This window comes from Gluconacetobacter takamatsuzukensis (assembly GCF_014174275.1).
GTDB lineage: Bacteria > Pseudomonadota > Alphaproteobacteria > Acetobacterales > Acetobacteraceae > Gluconacetobacter > Gluconacetobacter takamatsuzukensis.
In genome coordinates, this window is sequence record NZ_JABEQK010000002.1 from 330,633 (window position 1) to 356,219 (window position 25,587).

Genomic DNA, 25,587 nt, shown 5'->3' on the forward strand with positions numbered 1-25,587 from the left:
GCGTGCATGATGGCCGTCCCGGCGGCCGCCCTCCTGTCCGCCTCGTGCCCCGCCCGCGCGGCCTCCCTGCCGCCGGGCCTGACGGAGCAGGAAATCGCCACGACGGTCGAACGCGCCCGCCAGGCCTTCAACGTGCCGGGCGTCGCGGTGGCGGTGGTGCATGACGGGCAGATCGTGTTCAGCCACGGCTACGGGCGCCGGGCCGAGGACAAGGCCAGCGCGCCGGTCGACGGGCGCACGCTGTTCGCCATCGGGTCGAACACCAAGGAATTCACCGCGACGGCGCTGGCGCAACTGGTCGAGCAGGGCAAGCTGGACTGGAACGACCGCGTGATCGACCATATGCCGGAATTCCGCGTCGCCGATCCGTCGATCACGCGCGATTTCCGGGTGTCGGACCTGCTGACCCACCATAGCGGCATGGGCCTGGGCGCGGGCGACCTGATGCTGTTCTCCCACAGCACGCTCACCCGGCCGGAAGTCCTGGCCGGCCTGCCCTTCATGCCCTTCACCGCGCCGTTCCGCACCCAGTACGCCTACAACAACCTTCTCTATGTCGTGGCCGGCGCCCTGGTCGAGCGGCTGACGGGGCAAAGCTGGGAAGAGGTGGTCCAGAAACGGCTGATCGACGCGGCCGGCCTGCCCGCCTGCCAGAGCACGCCCCCGGTCAGGGGCCAGACGGACGTCGCCACCGGCGAAGGCGAAAGCGGCGCCCTGCCCGACAAGGCCACGCGCCTGCTGCCCGCCGTGGCCCCCGCCGGCGGCATCTGGTGCAGTGCCGACGGCATGGCGCGCTGGGCCCAGACCTATCTCGCCGGCGGCCGCGCGCCGGACGGCAGGCAGGTCTTCAGCCAGGCCAGCCGCGACGCGCTGTGGGCACCGCACGCCCTGCTGCCGCTGCCCAGCACGGCAGAGGCGACCAGAACCCATTTCCGCGCCTATGGCTATGGCTGGTTCATGGAGGATTTCTTCGGCTACAAGCGCGTGTGGCACACCGGCACCATCGACGGCATGGTCAGCTACGTGACCTTCCTGCCGGAACAGAAGACCGGCATCGTCATCCTGACCAACCATGACGACTACAACGCGACCTATTCCATCGCGACGACCCTCAGCGCCTATGTCGCCACCGGCACCAGCGCGGACTGGGTCGCCCACTGGCGGGATGCCAAGAACGCCGAAGACGCGGCGACGGCCAAGGCGGCCACCACCACCGGCCCCGGCTCGCCCGCGCGCCCCTTCATCACGCTGTCCGAAAGCGCGCGGCAGGAATACGCGGGCACCTATCGCGACGATTGGCGCGGCCCGATCACCGTCAGCCTGCGAGGGCAGGACCTGCGCATGGCATTCAGCCACGCCGATGGCCTGGCGGGAACCCTCTCGGCCCTGCCGCACGACCTGTTCGTCGTCCGGTGGGACGATCGCGGGCAGGATGCCGAAGACGATTCCTATGTGCAGTTCGAACGCGATGTCTCGGGCAAGGTGGTGGGCATGAGCATGCGCGTGATCGGGTCCGATTTCAGCTTCGATGCGCAGGATCTGCACCCCAGGAAGGAAGCCTCTTCTTTTTCTGAAGAAAAAGAAGCAAAAAGACTTTGATCCGTTCAGGAGCCTCCCATGCCCCGGCAAAAAATCCCTGAACAAATCAAAAGTTTTTTGGTTCTTTTTTCCAAAAAAGAACAGAAACCCTTTCCAATTCGTTTTCCTAACAAAACAACCACTTAACCACAGGTTATAAGAGGACGGTCTCTTTGCATTGGCTGGAATGCTCCCGGACTTCTAGGCTTTGTCCATCATGACGGCGCACGGGGCCCCCTCGTCCCCACGCGCCCAGCCTATTCGGGAATTTCATGGCCGGCAGACGGACCATCACCATCATCGGCGGGGGCGTCATCGGTCTCGCCGCCGCCTATGCCCTCGTCCGCGACGGGCACACGGTCACACTGGTCGAGCGTGGCGAGGATGTCGGGCGGGAAGCCAGTTTCGCGAATGGCGGCCAGCTCAGCTACCATTATGTCAGCCCGCTGGCCGATGCCGGCGTGGCGCGCGACGCGCTGGGCTGGCTGCTGCGCCCGCAGGCGCCGATCGCGCTGCGGCTGCGGGCCGATCCGCGCCAGTGGCGCTGGCTGCTCGCCTTTCTCCACGCCTGCAACCGGCACATGAATCGCAAGAATGCCGCGATCCTGCTCGATCTTGCACTGAGCGGACAGGCGGAACTCCAGACATGGCGCAACGCCGGACTGGACGATTTCCTGTGGCGCCGCCCGGGCAAGCTGGTGCTGTATCGCGACGCATCGACCTTCCGCAAGGCGGCACGCGCCGTCACCGATCCGAATGGGCAGCGCACCCTGTCGCCGTCCGAATGCGCGGCGGTCGAACCCGCATTCGCGGGATTGCAGCCCCGGCTCGCGGGCGGGATCTTCTCGCCGGACGACGAGGTCGGGGATTGTTTCCTGTTCTGCACCGCCTTGCGCAAGGCCCTGTCGGCGGAACCGGGCTTTCGCCTGGTGCGGGGCACGGCCACGCTCGGCCCCGGCCCGGCCGGCCGATGCGCCGTCGGCGTCGATGGCCGCCCGTTCGAGACCGATCTGGTCGTCCTCGCGGCCGGCATCGCCTCGCGCGCGCTGGCACAGCCGCTGGGGATCGACCTGCCGCTTTACGGCCTGAAAGGCTACAGCCTCACCACGCGGCCACCGCCCGGCACCGTGCCCTCGGTCAGCGTGACGGATTACGACAATCGCGTGGTCTATGCCGGGCTGGGCGACCGGCTGCGGGTGGCCGCGATGGTCGATATCGGGTCGGAAGACACGGTACCGGACCCAAGGCGCCTCGCGGCACTGCGCGCACTGGTCGCGGAAACGCTGCCGGGGGCGCTGGGGCAGGGCGAGGACACGCCATGGGCCGGGCTGCGCCCCGCAACGCCGACCGGCGTCCCGGTGATCGGGCGAACCCGCTACGGCAACCTGCTGCTCAATGTCGGCCACGGCGCCCTCGGCTTCACATTGTCGGTCGGCTCGGCCATGCGGCTGAAAGAGATCGTGTCCGGGGCCGACGCCCGGGCCATCGGGTAAGAAAGGCAAGGTTCTGATGCAGGCAACCCGTCGCGCGGTTCTTCTCGGCGGCGTCGCCGCAACCCTGTCCCTGCCGATGCGCGGCGCCGGGGCAGCAACCTCCCTCCCGGTCCTGCCCGGCCTCGCCCAGCCGGTCGAGATTCTGGAAGATCGCTGGGGCGTCCCGCATGTACGCGCCCGCACCATCCCCGACGCCTTCTTCGCGGATGGGTATCTGGTGGCGCGGGACCGGCTGTGGGAGCTCGATTTCGGCCACCGCCGGTCGCTGGGGCGGCTGGCCGAACTGTTCGGCCCGGCCTTCGTGCCGTCCGATACGGCCAACCGGCTGGTGCTGTTCCGGGGCGATGCCGGGCGCGAACTCGCCGCCTTTTCGCCGCTGGTGCAGGCATGCGCGCGCGCCTATGTCGCCGGCATCAACGCCCGGATCGCCGAGGTCACGGCCACGCCGGCCCTCCTGCCGCCCGAATTCGCCCTTTTCGCCTGCACGCCGCTGGAATGGGACGCGCTGGACCTGATCCGCATCCGCGCCGAGGTCACGGGCAACACCAGCGCCGAAATCCGCCGCGCACAGCTGGCCGCACGCGGCGCGCTGGCCTACGATACGATCATGACCCCGCTGGAACCCGCCCACACGCTGCGGGTGCCCGACGGGCTGGATGTCGGCGCGGTCGGTGTGGGCGATCTGGGGCTGTTCGCGGTGCTGCAAGCCCCCCTGCCGCTGCAAGGCCTGCACGCGGCGGCCGAGGACGCGACGCGGCGACGGAACGAAGGCAGCAATGCGTGGGTCATCGCCCCCAGCCGTACCGCCACCGGCCGGCCGATCCTGGCAAACGATCCGCATCTGGAATTCGGCGCGCCGGGCCCGCGCCATGTCGTGCATCTGACGGCACCGGGGCTGGACGTCATCGGCGGCGGCTCGGCGGGCATGCCGGGCGTGATGCAAGGCCACAATGCAAGGATCGCCTTCGGCCGCACGAATTTCCATATCGACCAGGAAGATCTGTTCATCCTCCGCACCGACCCGCACGACCCGCTGCGCTACGCCCACCAGGGCGGCTGGAAGCGCATGGAACAGGTCGAGACACGGATCGCGGTCCACGGCGAGCCCGACCGGGTGGTAAGCCTCTTCCATTCGGTGCACGGGCCGGTGGTATCGCGCGATCCGGCACGCAACCGCGCAACGGCGGTGTCGGCCACCTGGCTGGCACCGGGCGCGAACGGCCTGCTGGCCAATATCGGCATCAACCTCGCCCATGACTGGCCGAGCTTCCGCGAGGCATTGCGGGTCCATACCAGCCCGACCAATTTCACCTACGCCGATATCGACGGCAATATCGGCTGGCAGGCCGCAGGCGGCCTGCCCCACCGCGCCGACGGCCATGACGGGCTGATGCCCGCGCCGGGCGACGGCCGGTACGACTGGCAGGGGCTCCAGCCGCTGGAGGCGCTGCCCAGCAGCTTCAACCCGGCGCGCGGCTGGTTCGGCAACTCCAACGAAATGAACCTGCCCCCCGACTACCCGGCGGAACAGCGCCGCGTCAGCTTCGAATGGCGCGACCGGTTCCGTCACGAGCGCGTGGCCCAGATGCTGGACGCAACCCCGCGCGCCACGCTGGCCGACAGCGTGGCGCTGCAACACGACACCCTGTCCGTGCCGGCCCTGCAAATGGTGCGGCTGCTGCCCGACCTCCCGCCCGCACTGGCCGCCGAGGCCGCGCTGCTGCGGGCCTGGAACGGCCGCGTGGACGCCGACAGCGCGGCGGCGGCGCTGTACGAAGTCTGGTGGACCCGGCTGGAACGCGCGCTGCACGCGCTGATCATCCCTCCGTCGCTGCGCGACCTGCTGCCCGGCCCGGTGGGCGCCACGGTGCAGCTTTCCCTGTTCCAGTCACCCGATTCCCGGTTCGGCCCCGACCCGGCACAGGGGCGGGACAGGATGCTGGCCGACACGTTCGGCGCGGCGGTGGCCGAACTGCGCACGCGCCTGGGCCCCCTGCCGGCCGCATGGCGATGGGGGGCGCTGCACACCATCACGCTGCACCACCCGCTGGCCACGGTCCCGGCCGTGGCGGCCGCCTTTCCCGCCATCGGCGGCCCGGCCGCGCAAAGCGGCGGCGACCCCTACACCGTCATGGCCCGCTGGTACAGCCCGCACGCGGGCGGCCCGAATGCCTACGCCGCAACGGGCGGGGCAAGCTACCTGATGGTGTGCGATGTCGGGGACTGGGACAAATCCCTGTTCCTCAATTTCCCCGGCCAGTCGGCGGACCCGCATTCGCCGCATTACGCCGATTTCCTGCCCGTCTGGCTGCGCGGCGCCATGCAGCCACTGTCCTTCGGCACCCACAGCGTCAACGCCGCCGCCGTCCGGCGGCTGACCCTCCAGCCGGAGAAACCGCGATGAGCCCGCTCCGCACCTGCGGCCTCGCCCTCCTCACGCTGGCAGCCCTGGCCCCGGCCGCACGGGCCCGGACAGCCACCGACCGCGCAATGGACCGCGTGCTGACGCAGGCCGAGGCCCGGCCCCTGGCCGCCATCGCAGCCGTGCGCCTGCGCCACGGCCAGGTCGCCTACAGCTATTATGGCGGCTTCGCCCGCCAGACACCGGGTGAAACGGTACCCGTCGGGCCCGACACGCTCTTCCGCATCGCCTCCATCTCCAAGATCGTGACGACCATCGGCCTGATGGAACTGGTCGAACAGGGCCGGATCGATCTCGACCGCGATGCGTCCGACTATCTGGGCTTCCGCCTGCGCAATCCCGATTTCCCGCAGGTGCCGATCACGGTGCGGATGCTGCTCAACCACACATCCAGCATCCGCGACGCCGACAGCTACACCATCCCGCCCGGCCGCCGGATCGCGGAGCTGTTCGACCCCGCCCGCAAACCCGGCGACCCCGGCTACCATTTCGCCCATGCCGACGGCCATCCGCCGGGGACATGGTTCGATTACTGCAATCTCTGCTACGGCCTGATCGGCACGATGATGGAGCGCGCAAGCGGCGAACGGTTCGACCGTTTCCAGCAGGCGCATGTGCTCGGCCCGCTGGGGATCGACGGCGGCTACAACCCCGCCGCCCTGGCCCATCCCGACCGCCTGGCCACCCTCTATCACCACCTGCCCACGGGCTGGCAGGCCGAAACCGACACGCTGCCGGTCAAGGGCTGGGGCAGGGCGGCGCTCGATGCCTACATGCCGGGCACCAACGGTACCCTGTTCTCGCCCCAGGGCGGCCTGCGCGTGTCGATGCAGGGGCTGACCCGCCTCGTACGCTTCATGCTCGGCCACGGCACGCTGGACGGCGTGCGCCTGCTCTCGCCCCAGAGCATCGACCGGATGCTGACACCGACCTGGCAGTATGACGGCCATAACGGCACCTGCCCCTACCCGATCGCCGCCTACGGGCTCAGCATCGCCCGCCTGACCGGCGCACGGGATTCCTCGGGGCGCGAAACCCGGCCCTACAAGGGCTATTCCGGCGACCTGGCCGGCCATCTGGGCGATGCGTACGGTCTGCGGTCGGGGTTCTGGTACGACCCGGCAACCGGCGACGGCTTCCTGTTCGCGGCCGACGGCTTCCCCGACGACGGGCAGGAACGGCCAGGCACCTATTCCTCCTTCACCCGCGTCGAGGAAGCGCTGTTCACCGCCCTCGCCGGAGCCGGACAATAAACCGCATGCCCATCCGATCCTCCCTTCTGGCCGCCACCGCCCTGCTGGCCATCACCATCGTCCCCGCCCACGCCACGCCGGCGGAGGACGCACCCCGCCTGGCCGGCCTGCTGGCCATGCCCTACGCCACCGGCATGGCCGGCGCGGCCGACGCGCCCCGCGTGGCGTGGGTGGAACGCCGGGGCGGCGTGCGCAACATCCTGGTCTCGGACGGCGGCGCGGCCCCGCACCGCGTCACGGCCTACACGCAGGATGACGGAACCGACCTCTGGGGCCTCGCCCTCAGCCCGGACGGCCAGATGCTCGCCTTCGTCGAAGGCGGCGACCCGGAATATTCCAACGACGCCCCGCCCAATGCCGGCAATGCGCCGGTCCCGGGCAAGCAGACGGTGCGCGTCGTCCTGCCCGACGGGCACATCGTCACGGCGGGGGAGGGATATGCGCCCACCTTCTCGCCGGACGGAAAACTGCTGGCCTTCGCCCATGGCGGCACGCTGCTGGTCGGCAGGGCAGGGGGCAGCGCGCGGGCGGTGCTGACGACACCGGGCGCGATCACCGCCCTGCATTGGTCGCCCGACGGCACAAGGCTGGCCATCGAGATCGATCGCGGCTCGCACGCCCTCATCGCATTGTGGCAGCCGAAGGCCGCCGACGCGCCGCCCGTCTTCCTGCCCGCCGCCATGGCGCACGACCGGATGCCGGCCTTCTCGTGGGACGGCCACACCATCGCCTTCGTCCGCACGCGCGATCCCCTGCTGACGGCGGAACCGGGGAAGGGGCGCTTCTGGTCGGTGCAGGCCTACGACATCGCCACCGGCACCGAACGCACGCTCTGGACAGCGCCGGAAGGCGCGGGCAGCCGCTTCTGGGCGCCGGAAGGCGTCGGCCTGTCCTGGACCCGCGACGGCCGGCTGCTCCTCCCGTGGGAGGGCAGCGGCTGGCTGCGCCTCTGCGCGCTCCCGGTCGCGGCCAATCCGGCGGAACCACGCTGCCTGACGCCGGACGGCGCCGAAATCGCCTCCTACCGCCTCGCGGCCGATGGCACGCACCTGCTCTATACCGCCAATGCCGGCGATCCGGACCATTGGCGCGCCTGGTCCCAGCCGCTCGACGGCGGCCCCGCCAGCCCGCTGACGGGCGAGGACGAACAGGTGATGGACCTCGTCACGGCCGGCCCCGCCATCGCGGTCACGGCCACGGGCATCACGCAGCCCGCCCATCCGGTCGTGCTTCGGGACGGCACCCGCCGGCTACCGGTCGCCCCCGCGTCCCCCGAAGGGTTCACCTTCGTCGCCCCCCGGATCGTGCATGTCCACAGCGAGGACGGGCGCGACATCCACGGGCAATTGTTCCTGCCCCCGGCCGGCACGCCCGGCCCGCACCCGGCCCTGATCTTCGTCCATGGCGGCCCGGAGCGGCAGATGCTGCCGGCCTTCCACCCGATGGGGTATTATTCCAACGCCTATCTCATGAACCAGCTCATGGCGGCACGCGGCTATGTCGTGCTGTCGGTGAATTATCGCAGCGGAACCGGCTACGGCCTGGCCTTCCGCGACGCCCCCGGCATCGGCCGCGCCGGCGCCACCGAATATCGCGACGTGCATGCGGCCGGCCTGTACCTGCGCGCCCGCCCCGACGTGATCCCGGGCCGGATCGGCATCTGGGGCGGAAGCTGGGGCGGCTACCTCACGGCACTGGCCCTGGCCCGCGACAGCGGCCTGTTCGCCGCCGGGGCCGATTTCCACGGCGTGCACGACCTGACCGAGCCCGACCATCCCGGCCTGTCGCCCGAAGAAAAACAGCAGGCGCGGGTCTCCGAATGGCAATCGTCCCCCGCCGCCGACGTCGCGCACTGGCATGCACCGGTGCTGCTGGTCCACGGCGACGACGACCGCACGGTGGAATTCGAACAATCCGTCCTGCTGGCCCGCATGCTGACGGCACTGAACGTCCCGTTCGAGGACCACGCCCTTCCCGCCGAGCGCCACGCCTTCCTGCGCGCGCAGGACTGGCAGACCGCCTATCTGTGGACCATGCGCTTCTTCGACACCAACCTGCCGAGCGCGCCCTAGCCTCCGCGCGGCAGGGTCACGACAAAGCGGGCCCCCGCCACCTGCCCGTCGGGCCCCACCCGGTTCTCGGCCCGGATCGTGCCGCGCAGCGCCTCGACGATCTGGCGGCTGATGGACAGGCCCAGCCCGGAATGCTGGCCGAAATTCTCGCTGGTGGGCCGTTCGGAATAGAACCGGTCGAAAATGCTGCCCAGCTTGGCGGCCGGTATCCCCGGCCCCTGGTCGGTCACGGCGATTTCCACCATCCCGCCGGGCGCGGCGGCGGCGCTGAGCACGATCTGCCCGTCCGGCGGCGAGAACGAGATCGCATTGCCGATCAGGTTGCGCAGCACCTGCACCAGCCGGTCCTCCACCGCCATCACCGTCAGCGGCCGCTCGGGCGACCCGGCGCTGCTGACGCTCATGACCGGCTGGCCCGGGCGGCGCGTCGCCTGGTGGATTTCCGCCAGCACCGACAGCATCGGCACCACCGCCACCGGCTCGGCCCGGGTGCGCGACAGTTCGGCATCCACCCGGCTGGCATCGGCAATGTCGGTAATCAGCCGGTCCAGCCGGCGCACATCGTCATTGATGATCGACAGCAGCCGGCGCTGCCGGTTCAGGTCCTCGATCCGCAGCAGCGTCTCGATCGCCGAGCGGATCGAGGAAAGCGGGTTCTTGATCTCGTGGCTGACATCGGCGGCAAAGCGCTCGATCGCATCCATGCGCGCCCACAGCGCGCGCGCACTGTCCTGCAACGCCCGCGCCACCTCGCCGATCTCGTCCCGGCGGGCCAGCAGGCGCGGCGGCACGCTGTCCGACCGGCCCGAGGATTCGCGGATGACATGGGCCGACGCCGCCAGCCGCAGCAGCGGCCGCGCGATGGTCAGCGACAGGTACCACGACAGCAGCACGGTAATGGCCAGCGCCAGCAGCACCAGCGACAGGATCGACGACCGCACCGCGAACAGCGACCGGTCCACATCCCGCGCCTGGCGCGTCAGCTGGATGATGCCGACCGTCTGGCCCTCATGCATCACCGGCTCGGCCACGGTCACGATCAGGTGCCGGTTGGCGGTCCGGCGGATATAGGGCGGCATTTCCGGCGCGGCCTGCCCACCCCCCGCGACAGGCTGGACCGAGGGATCGGTATCGGGCGTGTCCAGCGTGATGATCCGCGTGCCCGACAGGGTCGGCAGCATCGACAGCAGCCGGTCGTAGAACCGTTCGGCAAACCCCGCATTGGCCGCGCTGTCCACAACCCGGTCGTCCCCATCGTCGCCCGCAACGGGCGAGGGCAGGGGCTGGGCATCGATCTGGCCCCGCACCCGATGGTGGCGCACCGCCGCCGCCTCGACCCGGCTGTCCGCCACCAATTGCCCGTCGGGGGCAAACAGCCGCGCATGGGCGCTGGGGCTGGGCTCGGTCAGGCGCAGCAGCAGCGGCCGCGCCTGGGCGGCATCCAGCGCCGGGTCGCCCCCGCGCCCCGCTGTCACCGCATTCTGCCCCAGCGCGCCGGCATAGATGCGCGCCTGCTCGCGCAGGGCCATCACCTCGGCTTCCAGCAGGCTGTTCTGGAACTGGTTGAGGTACACCAGCGTCAGCGCCAGCAGCATCAGCGGCAGGGCATTGACCAGCAGGATGCGCCGCATCAGCGGCGAGACCAAGCGCGTGCGATATTCGTGGAAGGCCGAGGCCGCGTCGTGGCTCTGGATCTCGGCCCACGACGCCATCGCTCCGCGCACCCGCGCCACCACGCCCGAGGGCGGCACGCCGTCCGCCTCGCCGCGCACCGGCATTATTCTTCCTTGTACCGGTAGCCGATGCCGTACAGCGTCTCGATCTGGTTGAAATCCTCGTCCACCTGGCGGAATTTCTTGCGCACGCGCTTGATATGGCTGTCGATGGTCCGGTCGTCGACATAGATGTTCTCGCCATAGGCGGCATCGATCAGCTGGTCGCGCGACTTGACCAGCCCCGGCCGCGCCGCCAGCGCCTTGACCAGCAGGAATTCCGTCACCGTCAGCTGGATATCCTTGCCGCGCCACAGGCACTGGTGCCGGGTCTCGTCCAGCGACAGGTCGCCGCGCACCAGGCTGCCGCCGGCGGCCGCCCCCCCGGCATCGACGCGGTTGACCTCGTTGCGACGCAGCAGGGCGCGGATGCGCTCCAGCAGCAGCCGCTGCGAGAACGGCTTGGTGATGTAGTCGTCGGCCCCCAGCCGCAGGCCCATCAGCTGGTCCACCTCCTCGTCCTTCGAGGACAGGAAGATGACGGGCAGTTGCGAGCGTGCCCGCAGGCGCTGCAACAGTTCCATGCCGTCCATGCGGGGCATCTTGATGTCCAGCACCGCCAGGTCGACCGGGCGGCTCATCAGCCCGTGCAGCGCGCTCTCGCCATCGGTATAGGTGCGGACGTTGAACCCCTCGGCCTCCAGCGTCATCTGGACCGACGCCAGGATATTCCGGTCGTCGTCGACCAGGGCGATCGTGTGTTTCGTCGGCTCCATCGCGGCGTTCTCGCTCCCTTCCAGGCCGGGGTCGGCCTTGCTTGTGTCCAGCCGGGGGCGGCGATGCGGCCCCGTACAGTCCAGGCGCCATCTTAGCCCCGGCCATGTGCCGATGTCATGACTGCCGGCTCATGACGATCCATCCATCTTCATCCGGCGCATTCCTGCCCCGCGCGGGGCGGCATGCAGGGCAGAAAGCCGCATGAACATCACGTTGATGGTGGTCGTGACGCCTTGTCCAAGCGCGCGGGCTCACCTACTTCAGAAGGCATGAGCCACGATACAGACCCCACCCACGTCGCCGACTCTCCGAGCGGAGAGACCGGGGCGTCCGCGCCGGGCCAACACCCCGGCACCGATCAGGACCCGATCCGGCCGGAAAGCGGCCAGGCCGAGGCCGCCCACCCCCGCATCCAGGAGCTGGAAGCGGCGGTGGAGGAAATGCGCGAGAAATGGCTGCGCTCCGAGGCGGAGATGCAGAACCTGCGCACCCGCACGAAGCGCGAGGTCGACGATGCGCGGCAATATGCCACGCAGAAATTCGCCCGCGACGTCGTCGAGGCCGCCGAGAACCTCAAGCGCGCGCTCGGCAGCCTGCCCGCCCCCGCCGAAGGCGAGGACCCGCTGATCACCCGCATGCGCGAGGGCATCGAAAGCACCGAGCGGTCGTTCCTGGGCATCCTGGAGCGCAACGGCATCTCGGCCACCGACCCGGCCGGCCACCCGTTCGACGCCAACCACCACCAGGCGATGGCCGAACAGCATAGCGACGAGCACGCCCATGGCACCGTGATCCAGGCCTGGACCCCGGCCTGGACGCTGCACGGCCGCCTGCTCAAGCCGGCGATGGTCGTCGTCTCCAAGGGCGCCCCGCCGGCGGCGGGCTGAACCTTGGGGAGGCGCCGCCCGGCGACGGCGCCCCTTGAAACAGGCGCCATGGCTGAATACATGCTGGATACGGCCATGGCGGTACGGGCGGATGTGGTAAAACAGTCCGGTCATTCCACCACACGGCAGATTTTCTAGGGTCCATTCCGGTGCTTCGGGCCGGTCCGGGCCGCTGACAGGAGAGAAGATACATGAGCAAGGTTATCGGCATCGACCTCGGCACGACCAATTCGTGCGTCGCGATCCGCGAAGGGGACGAGAACCGCGTCATCGAGAACAGCGAAGGCGCGCGTACCACCCCGTCGATGGTCGCCTTTACCGACAGCGGCGAAATGCTGGTCGGCCAGGCCGCCAAGCGCCAGGCCGTCACCAACCCGTCCAACACGCTGTACGCGGTCAAGCGCCTGATCGGCCGCCGCTACGACGACCCGACCGTCACCAAGGACAAGGGCCTGGTGCCCTACAACATCGTCCCCGGCGACAATGGCGATGCGTGGGTCGAGGCCCAGGGCAAGAAATACGCCCCCTCGCAGATCGCCGCCTTCGTGCTGGGCAAGATGAAGGAAACCGCCGAGTCCTATCTGGGCGAGACGGTGACGCAGGCCGTCATCACGGTTCCGGCCTACTTCAACGACGCGCAGCGCCAGGCGACCAAGGATGCCGGCCGCATCGCGGGCCTGGAAGTCCTGCGCATCATCAACGAGCCGACGGCGGCGGCGCTGGCCTACGGCCTGCAGAAGCGCAACGGCGGCACGATCGCGGTCTATGACCTCGGCGGCGGCACGTTCGACGTGTCGGTCCTCGAGATCTCCGACGGCGTGATCGAGGTCAAGTCGACCAACGGCGACACGTTCCTGGGCGGCGAGGATTTCGACGCGCGGATCATCAGCTACCTGGCCGACGAGTTCAAGCGCGAGCAGGGCATCGACCTGCGCGCCGACAAGCTGGCCCTGCAGCGCCTGAAGGAAGCGGCCGAAAAGGCGAAGATCGAGCTCTCCTCCTCCAAGGAGACCGAGATCAACCTGCCCTTCATCACCGCCGACGCCTCGGGCCCGAAGCACCTGGTGCTCAAGCTGACCCGCGCCAAGCTGGAAAGCCTGGTCGACGACCTGATCCAGCGCACGCTGGAGCCCTGCCGCGCGGCCCTGAAGGACGCGTCGGTCTCGGCGGCGGAAATCGAGGAAGTGATCCTGGTCGGCGGCATGACCCGCATGCCCAAGGTCATCGAGGCGGTGAAGCAGTTCTTCGGCAAGGAGCCTGCCCGCAACGTGAACCCTGACGAAGTCGTGGCCATCGGCGCCGCGGTGCAGGGCGCGGTTCTGAAGGGCGACGTCAAGGACGTGCTGCTGCTGGACGTGACCCCGCTGTCGCTGGGCATCGAGACGCTGGGTGGCGTGTTCACCCGCCTGATCGACCGCAACACCACGATCCCGACCAAGAAGAGCCAGACCTTCTCGACCGCCGAGGACAATCAGAGCGCCGTGACCATCAAGGTCTACCAGGGCGAGCGTGAGATGGCGGCCGACAACAAGCTGCTGGGCAATTTCGACCTGACCGGCATCGCCCCCGCCCCGCGCGGCATGCCGCAGATCGAGGTGACGTTCGACATCGACGCCAACGGCATCGTCTCCGTGTCCGCCAAGGACAAGGCGACGAACAAGGAACAGCAGATCAAGATCCAGGCGTCGGGCGGCCTGTCCGATGCCGACATCGAGAAGATGGTCAAGGACGCCGAGGCCAACGCCACGGCCGACAAGGCCAAGAAGGAACTGGTCGAGGCCCGTAACCAGGCCGAAAGCCTGGCCCATCAGGTCGAGAAGTCGCTGGCCGAAGCCGGCGACAAGGTTCCCGCCGCCGACAAGGCCGAGGCCGAGGCCGCCATCGCTTCGGTGCGCACGGCCCTCGAGGGCAGCGACGTGGCCGCGCTGAACAGCGCGTCCGAGACGCTGTCGAAGGCGGCGATGAAGATCGGCGAGGCCGTCTACAAGGCCGGCCAGGCCGAAGCCGCTCCGGGTGCCGGCGCGGCCGGTGCCACCGGCCCGAACGGCGAGAAGGTCGTCGACGCCGATTTCGAAGACGTCGACGACAAGAAGTAAGCGGTCGGCCGCACAGGCCGGCGTTTACCGCGCGGCATGCGCCGGCCCCCGGGCCGGCGCCCTGCCCCAAGCGAGGCGCCCCCTTCCCTGAAGGCGGGCGCTTTTCCGTTACATGACTGACAGGGCCGCCCTGCGGCCGGTGCCACGATGCGCCGGTCCGTCGCAAGGCGGTCCCGCCAATGAGGACCATGATGGCCACGAAGCTTGATTACTACGCCGTGCTCGAAGTCTCCCGCGATGCGAATGGCGACGAGGTAAAGAAGGCGTATCGCAGGCTGGCCATGCAGTACCATCCGGACCGCAATCCCGGCGACGCATCGGCCGAGGCCCGGTTCAAGGAAATCAGCGAAGCCTACGACGTCCTCAAGGACGACCAGAAGCGCGCCGCCTACGACCGGTTCGGCCATGCGGCGTTCGAGGGCGGCGGCCCCGGCGCCGGCGGCTTCGATTTCGGCGGCGGCCTGGGCGACATCTTCGAGCAGATGTTCGGCGACATGATGGGCGGCCGTCGCGGCGGCCGCCGCGCGGGCAGCGACATCCAGGTACAGATCTCGATTTCGTTCACCGAGGCCTTCTCGGGCGTCAGGAAGCCCATCACCGTCCCCACCCGCGTGGCATGCGAATCCTGCGAGGGCACGGGCTCGGCCGACCGCGACCAGGGGGCCGAAACCTGCCCGACCTGCCACGGCGCGGGCAAGGTGCGCGCCCAGCAGGGTTTCTTCCTGGTCGAACGTGCGTGCCCCACCTGCCACGGCGCGGGCAAGGTAGTGCGCAACCCCTGCACCGTCTGTCGCGGCACCGGCACGGTCGAGCGCGACCGCACGCTGGAAATCGCGATCCCGGCCGGGGTCGAGGACGGCACCCGCATCCGCCTGTCGGGCGAGGGCGAGGCCGGCGGCAAGGGCGCGCAGCCGGGCGACCTGTACGTGCATGTCGCGGTCGAACCGCATCCGATCTTCCAGCGCGACGGGGCCAACATCTATTGCCGGGTCCCCCTGCGCATGACCCAGGCGGCACTGGGCACCGAAATCGAGGTCCCGGTCGTCGACGGCTCCCGCGCCAAGGTCAAGGTGCCGGCCGGCACCCAGACGGGCGAGAATTTCCGCCTGCGCGGCAAGGGCTTCTCGGTCCTGCGCTCGTCGGCGCGCGGCGACATGTATATCCAGGTCTCGGTCGAAACCCCGCACCATCTCACCAAGCGCCAGCGCGAACTGCTCGAAGAGTTCGAGTCCGAGGCCGACGACCACGCGCGCGCCAATCCGGAAAGCACGGGCTTTTTCAGCAAGGTCCGCGATTTCTTCGAAGGCAAGCTCTGACCTCCGGCGGCCGGGCGGGCAATACGCGCTGTTGAACCCCCTTTTGGTTGGGGGTAGAAAACCCGCTATCCATGGTGATCCCCCCAACTCGCACCATGGATAATCAGGCGGCGCGATCCCCCGGTCGCGCCGCCACCCATTTTCCCGGACCGTGACATGACGACAGACAGGATGCGGATCGGCATCGCCGGCATCAACGGGCGCGTCGGCCGCCTGCTGCGCGAGGAAGTAACGGCCGCCGGCGCGCAACTCGCAGGCGGCACCAGCCGCGACCCGAACGCCGACCCCGCCCAGGGCCTCTTCGCCACGCTCGCCGAACTGGCCCCGCTGAGCGACGTGGTGATCGACTTCACTCATGCCGTCACCGTCCGCGCCCACGCCGCCGCCCTGGCAAAAGCCGGCGTGGCCTGGGTCCTGGGCACGACCGGCCTTTCGGATGCGGAACAGGATGCGGTGGCCACGGCCGCCCGCACCATCCCCGTGGTCCAGGCCGCCAATTATTCGCCGGGCGTCACCCTCGTCACCCGGCTGGCACGCCAGATGGCCGAAGTGCTGCCATCCACGGTCTACGACGCCGAGATCCTGGAAATGCACCACCGGCAGAAGGTCGACGCCCCCTCCGGCACCGCGCTCGCCATCGGCCAGGCGGTCGCCGACGGCCGGGGCATCGACCTCTCCACCCATATGGAATCCGGCCGCACCGGCCATACCGGCCCCCGCCAGGCCGACGCGATCGGCTTCGCCGTCCTGCGCGGCGGGCAGATCGTGGGCGAGCATACGCTGCTGTTCACCTCGGCCACCGAGCAGATCGCCCTGACCCACCGCGCGTTCGACCGCAGGGTCTTCGCCACCGGCGCGGTGCGCGCCGCCCTGTGGCTGCGCGGCCGCGCGCCGGGTCTGTACAGCATGGAAGACGTTCTGGGGCTTCACTGAATATTTTTCCCCACCGAAACGATCGTGCCGGCAATTCCCGTGCGGGACCGTGGTATCCCGCAAAAATACTTGACGATTTGTAGGTAGTCGGCCAAACGAACCCGCCCGGACCCCGCATGCGTGGCGGTGTCGTTCCCTATCCCCGTACGAGACAGACAGGACCATCATGCGTAACAAAGGTGATTTTCTGTTCACATCGGAATCGGTATCCGAAGGCCATCCCGACAAGGTCGCCGACCGGATCAGCGATACGGTGCTGGACGCCTATCTGGCGGCCGATGGCGAATCCCGTGTTGCGTGCGAGACCCTCGTCACCACCAATCGGGTGGTCCTGGCCGGCGAAGTCCGTGGCCCGGCCTCCGTCACGACCGAGGCCCTGATCGAGGGCGCACGCGCCGCGATCCGCGACATCGGCTACGACCAGTCCGGCTTCTCGTGGAAGAACGCCACGATCGAATCCTTCCTGCATGCGCAGTCCGCCGACATCGCCGTGGGCGTCGACAGCGCCGGCGACAAGGATGAAGGCGCGGGCGACCAGGGCATCATGTTCGGCTTCGCGACCCGCGAGACCGAGACGCTGATGCCGGCACCGCTCTTCTATTCCCACGCGATCCTGCACCGCATCCGCGACCTGCGTAAGGCCGGCGACGCCCGCGTCGCCAACCTCCAGCCCGACGCCAAGAGCCAGGTCACGCTCCGCTATGTCGACGGCCGCCCGGTCGGCGCGACCTCGGTCGTCATCTCGACCCAGCATGACGAAGGCGCCAGTCAGGCCGGCATCCGCGACGCCCTGCGCGAGATCGTGGTGGACGTGCTGCCGGAAGGCTGGATGTGCCCGGATGACGAATTCTACGCCAACCCGACCGGCGTGTTCGTCGTCGGCGGCCCCGACGGCGATTGCGGCCTGACCGGGCGCAAGATCATCGTCGACACCTACGGCGGCGCGGCCCCGCATGGCGGCGGCGCGTTCTCCGGCAAGGACCCGACCAAGGTCGACCGTTCGGCGGCCTATGCCTGCCGCTACCTGGCCAAGAACGTGGTCGCGGCCGGCCTGGCCGATCGCTGCACGCTGCAGATCTCCTACGCCATCGGCGTGTCGCACCCGCTCTCGGTCTATGTCGACCTGGACGGCACCGGCAAGGATGTGGACGAGGAAAAGCTGGGCCGCGTCCTGCGCGAGGTCATGAACCTGACGCCGCGCGGCATCCGCCGCCACCTGCGCCTCAACCGCCCGATCTACACCGAAACCTCGGCCTACGGTCATTTCGGCCGCACGCCCGACGCTGCCCGCGACAATTTCACGTGGGAACAGACCGATCTGGTGGACGCGCTGCGTGGTGCGTTCAACCGCTGATCGCAGGAGCGGGGACCCCATGACGGTACCCGAAATGGCAACCCCGGCCTCGGCTGACGAGGCCGGGGCCCCTGCCGTTTCCGTCAAGGCCTCGCCCGACCGGCTCTATGGCCGCCAGCGTGGCCATCCGCTGCGGCCCCGCCAGCAGCGCCTGCTGGACGAAACCCTGCCCCGCCTGCGACTCGACCAGGCCCTTCTGGACGATCCGGCGCGCGCCTTCGGCCGCGTCCCGGCGGAAATCTGGCTCGAGGTCGGCTTCGGCGGCGGCGAACATTCGCTGGCCCAGCACGCAGCCCATCCCGATATCGGCTACATCGCCAGCGAAGTCTTCGAAAACGGCCTGTGCTCCCTGCTGTCGCGCCTGGTGCCCGACGACCAGGAAGCCACCGCCCCTGTGCCCGACCTGCTGCGGATCTGGGACGAAGACGCGCGCGTCCTGCTGCGCGCCCTGCCCGAGCGCTCGCTCGACCGCATGTTCCTGATGTTCCCCGATCCCTGGCCCAAGGCCCGCCACGCCAAGCGCCGCTTCGTGCATCCCGGCAATATCGGCCTGGTCGCCCGCGCCCTGAAACCCGGCGCAATCTGGCGCGTCGCCAGCGACGACCCGACCTACCAGGCCTGGGTCGAAGAGGTCATGGGCGCACAGGACCTGTTCGAAACCGCCCCTCCGGCCACCACTCGTCCCGAAGGCTGGCCGCCTACCCGCTACGAGGCCAAGGCCCTGCTCGCCGGACGCCAGCCGCTGTACTGGACCTTCGTGCGGCGGTGACAAGGGCTTTGCCCTTGACCCACCAAAGGGCAGAGCCCGAGCTTAAAGCGCCACCCCGGTCAACCGCTCCGACACCGCCCACAACCGCCGCGCCACCGACAGGCTGAGCGCCTGCGGCGGAATCCGCGCTTCCGTCACCCGCCCGCGCCGCTCGCCCCGGCCGCCCGGCCCGTAATAGCCGCCATCGCGTGCCTCGGGCGCCGCGGCGGCAAACAGGATCGGCCGCGCCCCGGCCTCGGCCGACTGGCCCAGATAGCGAAACCCCACCCGGACAATGCGCCGCATCAGCCGCTCCACGATGCCCTGCGGGGCCGACGACCGGCTGACGGCAATGTCGGTCCGCGCCCAGCCCGGATGGGCGGCAATCGAATGCAGCCGCCACCCGGCGGATTGCGCCACCCGGTTCAGCTCCAGCGCAAAGATCAGATTGGCCAGCTTGCTCTGCTGATAGGCGCTGAACGGCGTATAGCGATGTCGGCCCTGAAGATCGTCGAACACGATCTGCCCCTGCCACGCCGCCAGGCTGGCCACGCTGACCACCCGCCCGCCACCCGTCGCGCGCACCAGCAGCGGGCGCAGATGGCCGGTCAGGGCAAAATGGCCCAGATAATTGGTGCCGAACTGCAATTCGAACCCGTCCGCCGTCTCCTGCCGCCGGGGCGAGGCCATCACCCCCGCATTGTTCACCAGGATATCCAGCGTATCGGTCCGCTCCTTCAGGTCGGCAGCGAAATCGGCAACCGAACGCAGGCTGGCCAGGTCCAGCGGCAGAAACTCCGCCCGCGCCTCCGGCAGCTGCGCGCGCAGGGCATCCAGCGCCCGCGCGCCGCGCACCGCATCGCGCCCCGTCAGCAACACGCTCGCCCCGCGCGACGCCAGGCCGCGCGCAACCTCATACCCCAGCCCACCCGTCGCCCCGGTCACGACGGCGGTCCGGCCGGTCAGGTCCGGCGCCCGGTCGATGGTCCACTTCGCGGCGATGGTCATGGTGCGGATTCTCCTTGCTGTTCACGCTCGGCGGCACGGGTCGCTTCCGCGGTCAGGCGCACTTCGTTCTTCTTCAGGAAAAGAAAGCTGCCGCCCAGGACGACGGCCGCGACGATACCAAGCGTGATTCCAACCGGCCCCGAAAGGCTGAGCACCTTGTGCCCCAGATAATACGCCCCCACCGCATACCCGCCGGCCCAGCCGATACCACCCAACGCATTGAAGAACAGGAACGTATGCCACGGCATGCGGTTCGCCCCGGCCAGCAGCGCGACAAAGACGCGCAGCACGGCGATGAAGCGGCCGAAGAATACCACCTTGCCGCCATGGCGGCGAAACAGGTAGCGCCCCAGCATCAGCCGGCTGTCGTTCAGGCCCACCTTGCCGCCATGGCGCTCCAGCAGCCGATGGCCGAAGGTCCGGCCGATCAGATAGCCGAAATTGTCGCCCATGATGGCACCGACGATCGCCGCCACCGCCACCCAGGAAATGTCCAGGCGGTGCGTCGCGGCGCAATAGAGCGCCGAGGAAATGATCAGCGTTTCGGCCGGCAGGGGCAGCCCCATGCTTTCCAGCATGACGACGACCGCGATCACGCCATAGCCGTAATGCACGAAAAGAGATTCGAAGGAATGAAGCAGCGGACCGGATCCGTCCAATGAGACCAAGTGCGTGAGGAACCGTCTGGTCAGCCCGCTGTCAAGTCAATACGACAGACCGGCACCCATGACTGGAGGACCGCATGACCGACCCGACCGCCGGGACCGGCCCCGAACCCGCCATCCGCCCCTACGGCACATGGCCATCCCCCGTGACGGCGGCCCTGGTGGCCGGCAAGACCCTGGGCCTGGGCAGCGTGCAGGCGGACGGCGAGGCAGTCTACTGGCTGGAAACACGGCCCTCCGAGGCCGGGCGCACCGTCCTGGTACGCTGGACCGCCGCCGACGGCATCCGCGACATGACCCCGCCCCCGTTCGATATCGGCACCCGGGCGCATGAATATGGCGGCGGCGCCTATGTCGCGGCATCCGGCCGCATCGCCTTCAGCCACCGGCCGGACGGCAGCATTTGGCTCCTCACCCCCGGCACCGCCCCCCGGGCCCTGAGCACGGTCTCCGGCCTGCGCTTCGCCGATTTCGCCTTCTCCCCCGACGGCACCCTTCTGTTCTGCGTGCGCGAAGACCATCGCGCGCCCGGCGAGCCCCTCTCCACCCTGGTCGCCTTCGCCACCGACAGCGACGCCGACCCGGCGGAACAGGCCGGCCAGGTGCTGGTCTCCGGCCCCGATTTCGTCAGTTCCCCCCGCCCGTCGCCCGACGGCGCATGGCTGGCCTGGATCGAGTGGGACCACCCCGCCATGCCGTGGGACGCCACCCGCCTGCGGCTGGCCCGGCTGGCCCCCACGCCCGGCACCACCACCCTGACCGATCTCCGCACCGTGGCCGATGACGGCGCATCGGTCATCGAACCCGCATGGGCCGGCCCCGAAACGCTGCTGGCCGCCTCCGACCGCGACGGCTGGTGGAACCTCCTCCGCTGGACCATCCCCGACGGGCCGGCCGTCTCCATCGCACCGATGGAGGCCGAAATCGGCCTGCCCCACTGGGTCTTCGGCCTGCGCAGCTACCAGCCGCTACCCGACGGCACGATCCTGGCCATCGCCATCGAAAACGGCGAGCTCCGCACCCTGCACCTCACCGGCCCGGTCGCCCGCCCGGTGGCGCTGGGCCACCCGGCAAACTGTCTCGCCCTGCTGGCGGACGGATCCCTCGCCTGGCTCGACACCCCGCCGGACGGCGCCCCCGCCGTGCGCGTGGGCCGCATCGACGCGCCATCATACGTCCTGCGCACCGCCGCCACGCTGGACCTCGCACCCGGCGACATCGCCCATGCCGAGACCATCCGCTTCCCATTGCCCGACGGGCAGCACACCGGCCACGCCTTCTTCTATCCCCCCGCCAACAGCCGCTTCCGTGGCCCGGCGGACGAAAAACCGCCCCTGATCGTCATGGCCCATGGCGGCCCCACCGGCCGGGCCGCCAGCGCCTTCGCCTTCAAGGTCCAGTGGTGGACCAGCCGGGGCTTCGCGGTGGTCGACATCAATTATCGCGGCTCGACCGGCTTCGGCCGCGCCTATCGCCGCCAGTTGGAAGGGCAGTGGGGCATCGCCGATGTCGAGGACTGCATCGCCGCCTGCCGCCACCTGATCGCAACCGGCCGCGTCGACGCCGCCCGCATCGCCATTCGCGGCAGCAGCGCCGGCGGCCTCACCGTGCTGCTGGCACTCGCCGGCTCCGACCTGTTCGCCGCCGGCGCCAGCCTGTACGGCGTCACCGACCTGCGCGCCCTGGCGCAGGAAACCCATAAATTCGAATCCCGCTATCTCGACAGCCTCGTCGGCCCCTGGCCCGAGGCCGAAGCCACCTACCTGGCCCGCTCCCCCCTGACCCGCGCCGACGCCATCCGCACCCCGGTCCTGTTCCTCCACGGCCTGGCCGACGCCGTGGTCCCCCCCGCGCAGGCACAGGCCATGGTCGATGCCCTGGCCGACGGCGGCATTCCCCACGCACATTATACGTTCGAAGGCGAAGCCCACGGCTTCCGGCGCGAGGAGACGGTGCGCCGCGCACTGGAACTGGAACTGGATTTCTATGGGCGGATCTTCGGTTTTACCGTTCCCGATGTGGGGGAACGGGTGGTGCTGGCGGGGGAGTAAGCAAGGCAAGGGCTTGGCCCTTGACCCACCAAAGGGCAGTCGCCCTTTGGAAACCCAATCATTAATGCAGAATGGTTTCCAAGGGGCGCCGGCCTTTGGTGGGGGTCGGGGGCAAAGCCCCCTTTACTGCTCCACGATGGCGGTCTGGCCGCGACGCGGGCGAAAACGCCCTTCCTGGAGCGCTTTCTCGATATCCTCCAGCGAGGCCCCCCGCGTTTCCGGCACCAGGAAATAGACGAACAGAACCGACGCCAGGTTGACCCCGGCATAGAACCACATCGTCCCACCCAGCGAGATCGTCTGCACCAGCGTCAGCGCCGTGCTCGTCACCAGCAGGTTGCTGCCCCACAGGGTGGCCGCATGCAGGCTGGTGGCGGTGCCGCGCATCGGCAGCGGGAACATCTCGGCCCCCAGCAGCCAGCCGACGACCTGGATGCCGCCCGAGTTGAACATCATGAACAGCAGCAGGAAGACGATGATCATCCAGCTCCCGACACTGCCCTTGTCGGGATGCAGCATGAACATCAGCCCCAGCCCGATCAGGCTCAGAACCGACCCCGGCCCCATGATCAGCATCAGCCGCCGCCGGCCGATCCGGTCGACGACCAGCGAACCGGTCAGCGTCATCGCCAGATACACGACCGCCACCCCAACGCTGGCCAGCAGCGCCGCCGAATGGCCGAACCCGGCATCCGACAGGAAGGTGGGCGCATAATAGATCATCATCTCCAGCCCGCCGCACTGGGTGAAGAAGGCCACGCCGAACGCCGCGATCAGGGCAGGGCGCACCCAGGGCTGCGACAGGCCGCGCCACCCCCGCTGATCCTCGGAAACGTTCGAGGACGCCGCGTGAATCTTCTTTATTTCCTTGTGGATTTCCCGATGGCTGGTCCGCACCTTGGTCAGTTCGCCGATCGCGGCGTCCAGCCCCTGGTTCTCGGCCGTCCAGCGCGGGCTGCGCGGCATGAAGAACATGGCTATGAACACGAACAGCGCCGGCCCCGCCGCGATCGCGATCATCGGCCGCCAGCCCCACGCATCGCGCATCGCAAACCCGACGATATTGGCAAGAAAGATGCCGACCCCGATCGCCACGTTGAACAGCGTGACCAGCCGCCCCCGCCGCGCCGCAGGCGCCAGTTCCGAGATATACATCGGCACGACCTGCGTCGATCCGCCGACACCCAGGCCCAGATAGATACGGGCCGCGATCAGCGTGCCCACATCGGGCGCCATCGAACAGGCCAGCGCCCCGGTCACGAACACGGCGGTCACGATCATGACGGTGGTGCGGCGGCCGAAACGCTCCGACAGCCAGCCGGTGCCCACGGCACCGATCACGGCACCGGCCAGGATCGCCGAGGCCACGAATTCCTGGTCGGTGCTGCCCAGATGAAAATCCCGCGTAATCAGCAGCAGGGCACCTGAAATGATGCCGGTGTCGTAGCCGTAGAGGCCGCCACAGATGGCGGCCACGGCGGCTGCGAGCCAGAGGGTCAGCCGCGCATTATCCGAAATCTCGTATTCGGATATGTGGGCCAGACTCGTCGATTGCGGTGAGAAATTCTGCATTCCATATCTCCCTGTCCCGAAGCCTGTCAGGATATGCGCGCCGACGGCGGGCCGCCGCCCGACAACCCGCATGTCCCGACAGGCTCCGGCAAAAACTGTCCTGGAACTCCTTGCTCCACAGACGCCCCGGCGGGCCCGATTGCCACGCCGGTCTCCCCACCGCGCCCGCCGTCAGGCGGCGGGCGACAGGGCAGCCTTCATGTCCCGGATCGACGCGAGCGTGTCATCGAGCATGCTCCAGTCATCCCGGTCCGCGATCGGCTGCCATATCCGCTCCACTGCATCGATCAGCATGGTGCAGGGGGCGGATCGGGAAAAATACGGACTGGAAAGATCCAGGTCCGGTCGCGAAGGATGGGCTTCGATCCGCTGACGCAACGGCTCGAAATCCGCACTCGCATAAAAATGGGCATTGGGCCCATTCAGCGCCCGATGCCTGCTCTGTGCCCCACCATACCAATCGAAGAACAAATTTTCAAATCCTATTCCCGATCGTTCCAGAAACGTCCATGTCGCCGCCGACAGCGCGCGGTCTTCATTTCTGGAAAGGGAAGACAAACCAAGGCGCTTCACGATGAAGCCATTCATCTCCACTTCATAACGATCCGGAAAATCGTCGAAGATCTTCTGCAGCTCTTCGATTTCCGTCAGCGGGATCAGGCATTCCGCCAGCCGCGCCAGCGTCCACAGCACGGCCTCGGGCTGGCGCGCGAACGCATACAGGCCCGACTGGTCGAAATAGGCGGCAACGAACGCAGGGTCGTACCGGGGCAGGAAACGCCACGGACCGTAATCGAAGCTTTCGCCGGTGATGTTGATATTGTCGGTATTCAGCACACCATGCACGAATCCTGCCCCCATCCACTGGGCCGCCAGACGGGCCGTGCGCGTGCAGACGATGTCGAACAGCGACGTCGCCGCATTGCCCCCGCCATGGCGGTCGGGGAAATAGGTGGCCATGACATAATCCACCAGCCGCGCCAGGCTGGCCTGGTCTTCCAGCGCGGCAAGGCGCTGGAAAGTTCCCACCCGGATATGCGAATGGCTCAGCCGCGCCAGCACGCACGACCGGGTGGGCGAGGGCTCGTCCCCCCGCTGCAACCGCTCGCCGGTCTCGATCACGCTCAGCGTCCGCGAGGTCTCCACCCCCAGCGCATCCAGCATTTCGCTGGCCAGGATCTCGCGCACCCCGCCCTTCAGGGTCAGCCGCCCGTCCCCCCCGCGCGACCAGGGCGTGCGGCCGCTGCCCTTGGTGCCGATATCCAGCAGCCTGCCGTCCCGCGCATCGCGCATCTGTGCGAACAGGAATCCCCGCCCGTCGCCCAGGTCGGGATTGTACTGGCGGAACTGGTGGCCGTGATAGCGCAGCGCCAGCGGCGTCGGCAGCCCGTCGGGCAGCGGGACGAAACGCCCCAGATGCGCGATCCATTCCGCATCGGTCAGCGTGTCCAGCCCGATCCGCGCCGCCGCCTCCTGGTTGCGGAAGCGCAGGATATGCTCGGGAAAGCGCGCCGCTTCCACAGGGTCGTAGAACGCCTCCCCCAGCGTCAGGTGCTCACGGGCGGGATGATAGGCGGCAGAGAACGGCATGGATCGAAACCTCGGATCGAGGGAAAGGGGGCAATAGCCCGAAGGCGCACAGGGACGAAA

18 protein-coding genes are annotated in these 25,587 nt (G+C 68.9%); 12 read left to right on the forward strand and 6 right to left on the reverse strand.

Annotated elements, in window-relative coordinates:
- Nucleotides 1-6 precede the first annotated feature (6 nt).
- From HLH27_RS03835 to HLH27_RS03855, 5 genes are all read left to right on the forward strand, one after another.
- Entirely contained in the window at nucleotides 7-1,599 is a 1,593-nt protein-coding gene (locus HLH27_RS03835) for a serine hydrolase (protein ID WP_246375412.1), read from the forward strand.
- Between the two features lie 251 nt (nucleotides 1,600-1,850).
- Nucleotides 1,851-3,071 carry an FAD-dependent oxidoreductase gene (locus HLH27_RS03840; RefSeq protein ID WP_182947934.1) on the forward strand — a complete coding sequence of 407 codons (1,221 nt, stop codon included), beginning with the start codon at nucleotides 1,851-1,853 and terminating at the stop codon, nucleotides 3,069-3,071.
- A gap of 16 nt (nucleotides 3,072-3,087) precedes the next feature.
- Complete coding sequence (locus HLH27_RS03845) at nucleotides 3,088-5,475, forward strand: penicillin acylase family protein (RefSeq protein WP_182947936.1); 2,388 nt, start codon at nucleotides 3,088-3,090, stop codon at nucleotides 5,473-5,475.
- Nucleotides 5,472-6,746 (forward strand): serine hydrolase domain-containing protein, encoded by a 1,275-nt coding sequence (locus tag HLH27_RS03850; RefSeq protein ID WP_182947938.1) that lies wholly within the window; start codon nucleotides 5,472-5,474, stop codon nucleotides 6,744-6,746. The genes HLH27_RS03845 and HLH27_RS03850 overlap by 4 nt, the downstream gene beginning before the upstream one ends.
- A 5-nt stretch (nucleotides 6,747-6,751) precedes the next feature.
- Nucleotides 6,752-8,818, forward strand: coding sequence for a S9 family peptidase (locus HLH27_RS03855; protein ID WP_182947940.1), 2,067 nt, complete (start codon nucleotides 6,752-6,754; stop codon nucleotides 8,816-8,818).
- Here the strand turns inward: HLH27_RS03855 and HLH27_RS03860 are convergent.
- Nucleotides 8,815-10,530: a stimulus-sensing domain-containing protein gene (locus HLH27_RS03860; protein WP_246375454.1), complete on the reverse strand. Its 1,716-nt coding sequence runs from the start codon at nucleotides 10,528-10,530 to the stop codon at nucleotides 8,815-8,817. The two genes, HLH27_RS03855 and HLH27_RS03860, sit on opposite strands and share 4 nt — an antisense overlap.
- A gap of 65 nt (nucleotides 10,531-10,595) precedes the next feature.
- A complete protein-coding gene (locus HLH27_RS03865; RefSeq protein WP_182947944.1) occupies nucleotides 10,596-11,306 on the reverse strand; it encodes a response regulator transcription factor in 711 nt (236 codons plus the stop codon).
- A 270-nt stretch (nucleotides 11,307-11,576) separates the two neighbouring features.
- Between HLH27_RS03865 and HLH27_RS03870 the strand changes: the two genes are divergently transcribed.
- From HLH27_RS03870 to trmB, 6 genes are all read left to right on the forward strand, one after another.
- Entirely contained in the window at nucleotides 11,577-12,194 is a 618-nt protein-coding gene (locus HLH27_RS03870; RefSeq protein ID WP_182947946.1) for a nucleotide exchange factor GrpE, read from the forward strand.
- Nucleotides 12,195-12,385: 191 nt separating this feature from the next.
- Entirely contained in the window at nucleotides 12,386-14,290 is a 1,905-nt protein-coding gene (gene dnaK / locus HLH27_RS03875; protein ID WP_182947948.1) for a molecular chaperone DnaK, read from the forward strand.
- Between the two features lie 191 nt (nucleotides 14,291-14,481).
- Nucleotides 14,482-15,606: a molecular chaperone DnaJ gene (gene dnaJ, locus HLH27_RS03880; protein WP_182947950.1), complete on the forward strand. Its 1,125-nt coding sequence runs from the start codon at nucleotides 14,482-14,484 to the stop codon at nucleotides 15,604-15,606.
- 156 nt (nucleotides 15,607-15,762) lie between these two features.
- On the forward strand, nucleotides 15,763-16,539 hold the full coding sequence (dapB, locus tag HLH27_RS03885; RefSeq protein ID WP_182947952.1) for a 4-hydroxy-tetrahydrodipicolinate reductase: 777 nt from the start codon (nucleotides 15,763-15,765) through the stop codon (nucleotides 16,537-16,539).
- Nucleotides 16,540-16,705: 166 nt separating this feature from the next.
- Nucleotides 16,706-17,893: a methionine adenosyltransferase gene (gene metK, locus HLH27_RS03890; RefSeq protein WP_182947955.1), complete on the forward strand. Its 1,188-nt coding sequence runs from the start codon at nucleotides 16,706-16,708 to the stop codon at nucleotides 17,891-17,893.
- 34 nt (nucleotides 17,894-17,927) lie between these two features.
- Nucleotides 17,928-18,662 carry a tRNA (guanine(46)-N(7))-methyltransferase TrmB gene (gene trmB / locus HLH27_RS03895; RefSeq protein WP_182948149.1) on the forward strand — a complete coding sequence of 245 codons (735 nt, stop codon included), beginning with the start codon at nucleotides 17,928-17,930 and terminating at the stop codon, nucleotides 18,660-18,662.
- A 42-nt stretch (nucleotides 18,663-18,704) separates the two neighbouring features.
- Here trmB and HLH27_RS03900 read toward each other — a convergent pair whose 3' ends face one another.
- Both HLH27_RS03900 and HLH27_RS03905 read right to left on the reverse strand, forming a co-directional pair.
- Nucleotides 18,705-19,649, reverse strand: coding sequence for an SDR family oxidoreductase (locus HLH27_RS03900; RefSeq protein ID WP_182947957.1), 945 nt, complete (start codon nucleotides 19,647-19,649; stop codon nucleotides 18,705-18,707).
- Nucleotides 19,646-20,227 (reverse strand): DedA family protein, encoded by a 582-nt coding sequence (locus HLH27_RS03905; protein WP_182948151.1) that lies wholly within the window; start codon nucleotides 20,225-20,227, stop codon nucleotides 19,646-19,648. Before HLH27_RS03905 ends, HLH27_RS03900 begins: the two co-directional genes overlap by 4 nt.
- Before the next feature lie 164 nt (nucleotides 20,228-20,391).
- Between HLH27_RS03905 and HLH27_RS03910 the strand changes: the two genes are divergently transcribed.
- On the forward strand, nucleotides 20,392-22,365 hold the full coding sequence (locus tag HLH27_RS03910) for an alpha/beta hydrolase family protein (protein WP_182947959.1): 1,974 nt from the start codon (nucleotides 20,392-20,394) through the stop codon (nucleotides 22,363-22,365).
- Between the two features lie 123 nt (nucleotides 22,366-22,488).
- Here HLH27_RS03910 and HLH27_RS03915 read toward each other — a convergent pair whose 3' ends face one another.
- Together HLH27_RS03915 and HLH27_RS03920 are read right to left on the reverse strand one after the other, a co-directional pair.
- Nucleotides 22,489-23,937: a sugar porter family MFS transporter gene (locus tag HLH27_RS03915; RefSeq protein WP_182947961.1), complete on the reverse strand. Its 1,449-nt coding sequence runs from the start codon at nucleotides 23,935-23,937 to the stop codon at nucleotides 22,489-22,491.
- Nucleotides 23,938-24,108: 171 nt separating this feature from the next.
- Entirely contained in the window at nucleotides 24,109-25,527 is a 1,419-nt protein-coding gene (locus HLH27_RS03920; protein ID WP_182947963.1) for a protein adenylyltransferase SelO, read from the reverse strand.
- Between the last annotated feature and the right edge of the window lie 60 nt (nucleotides 25,528-25,587).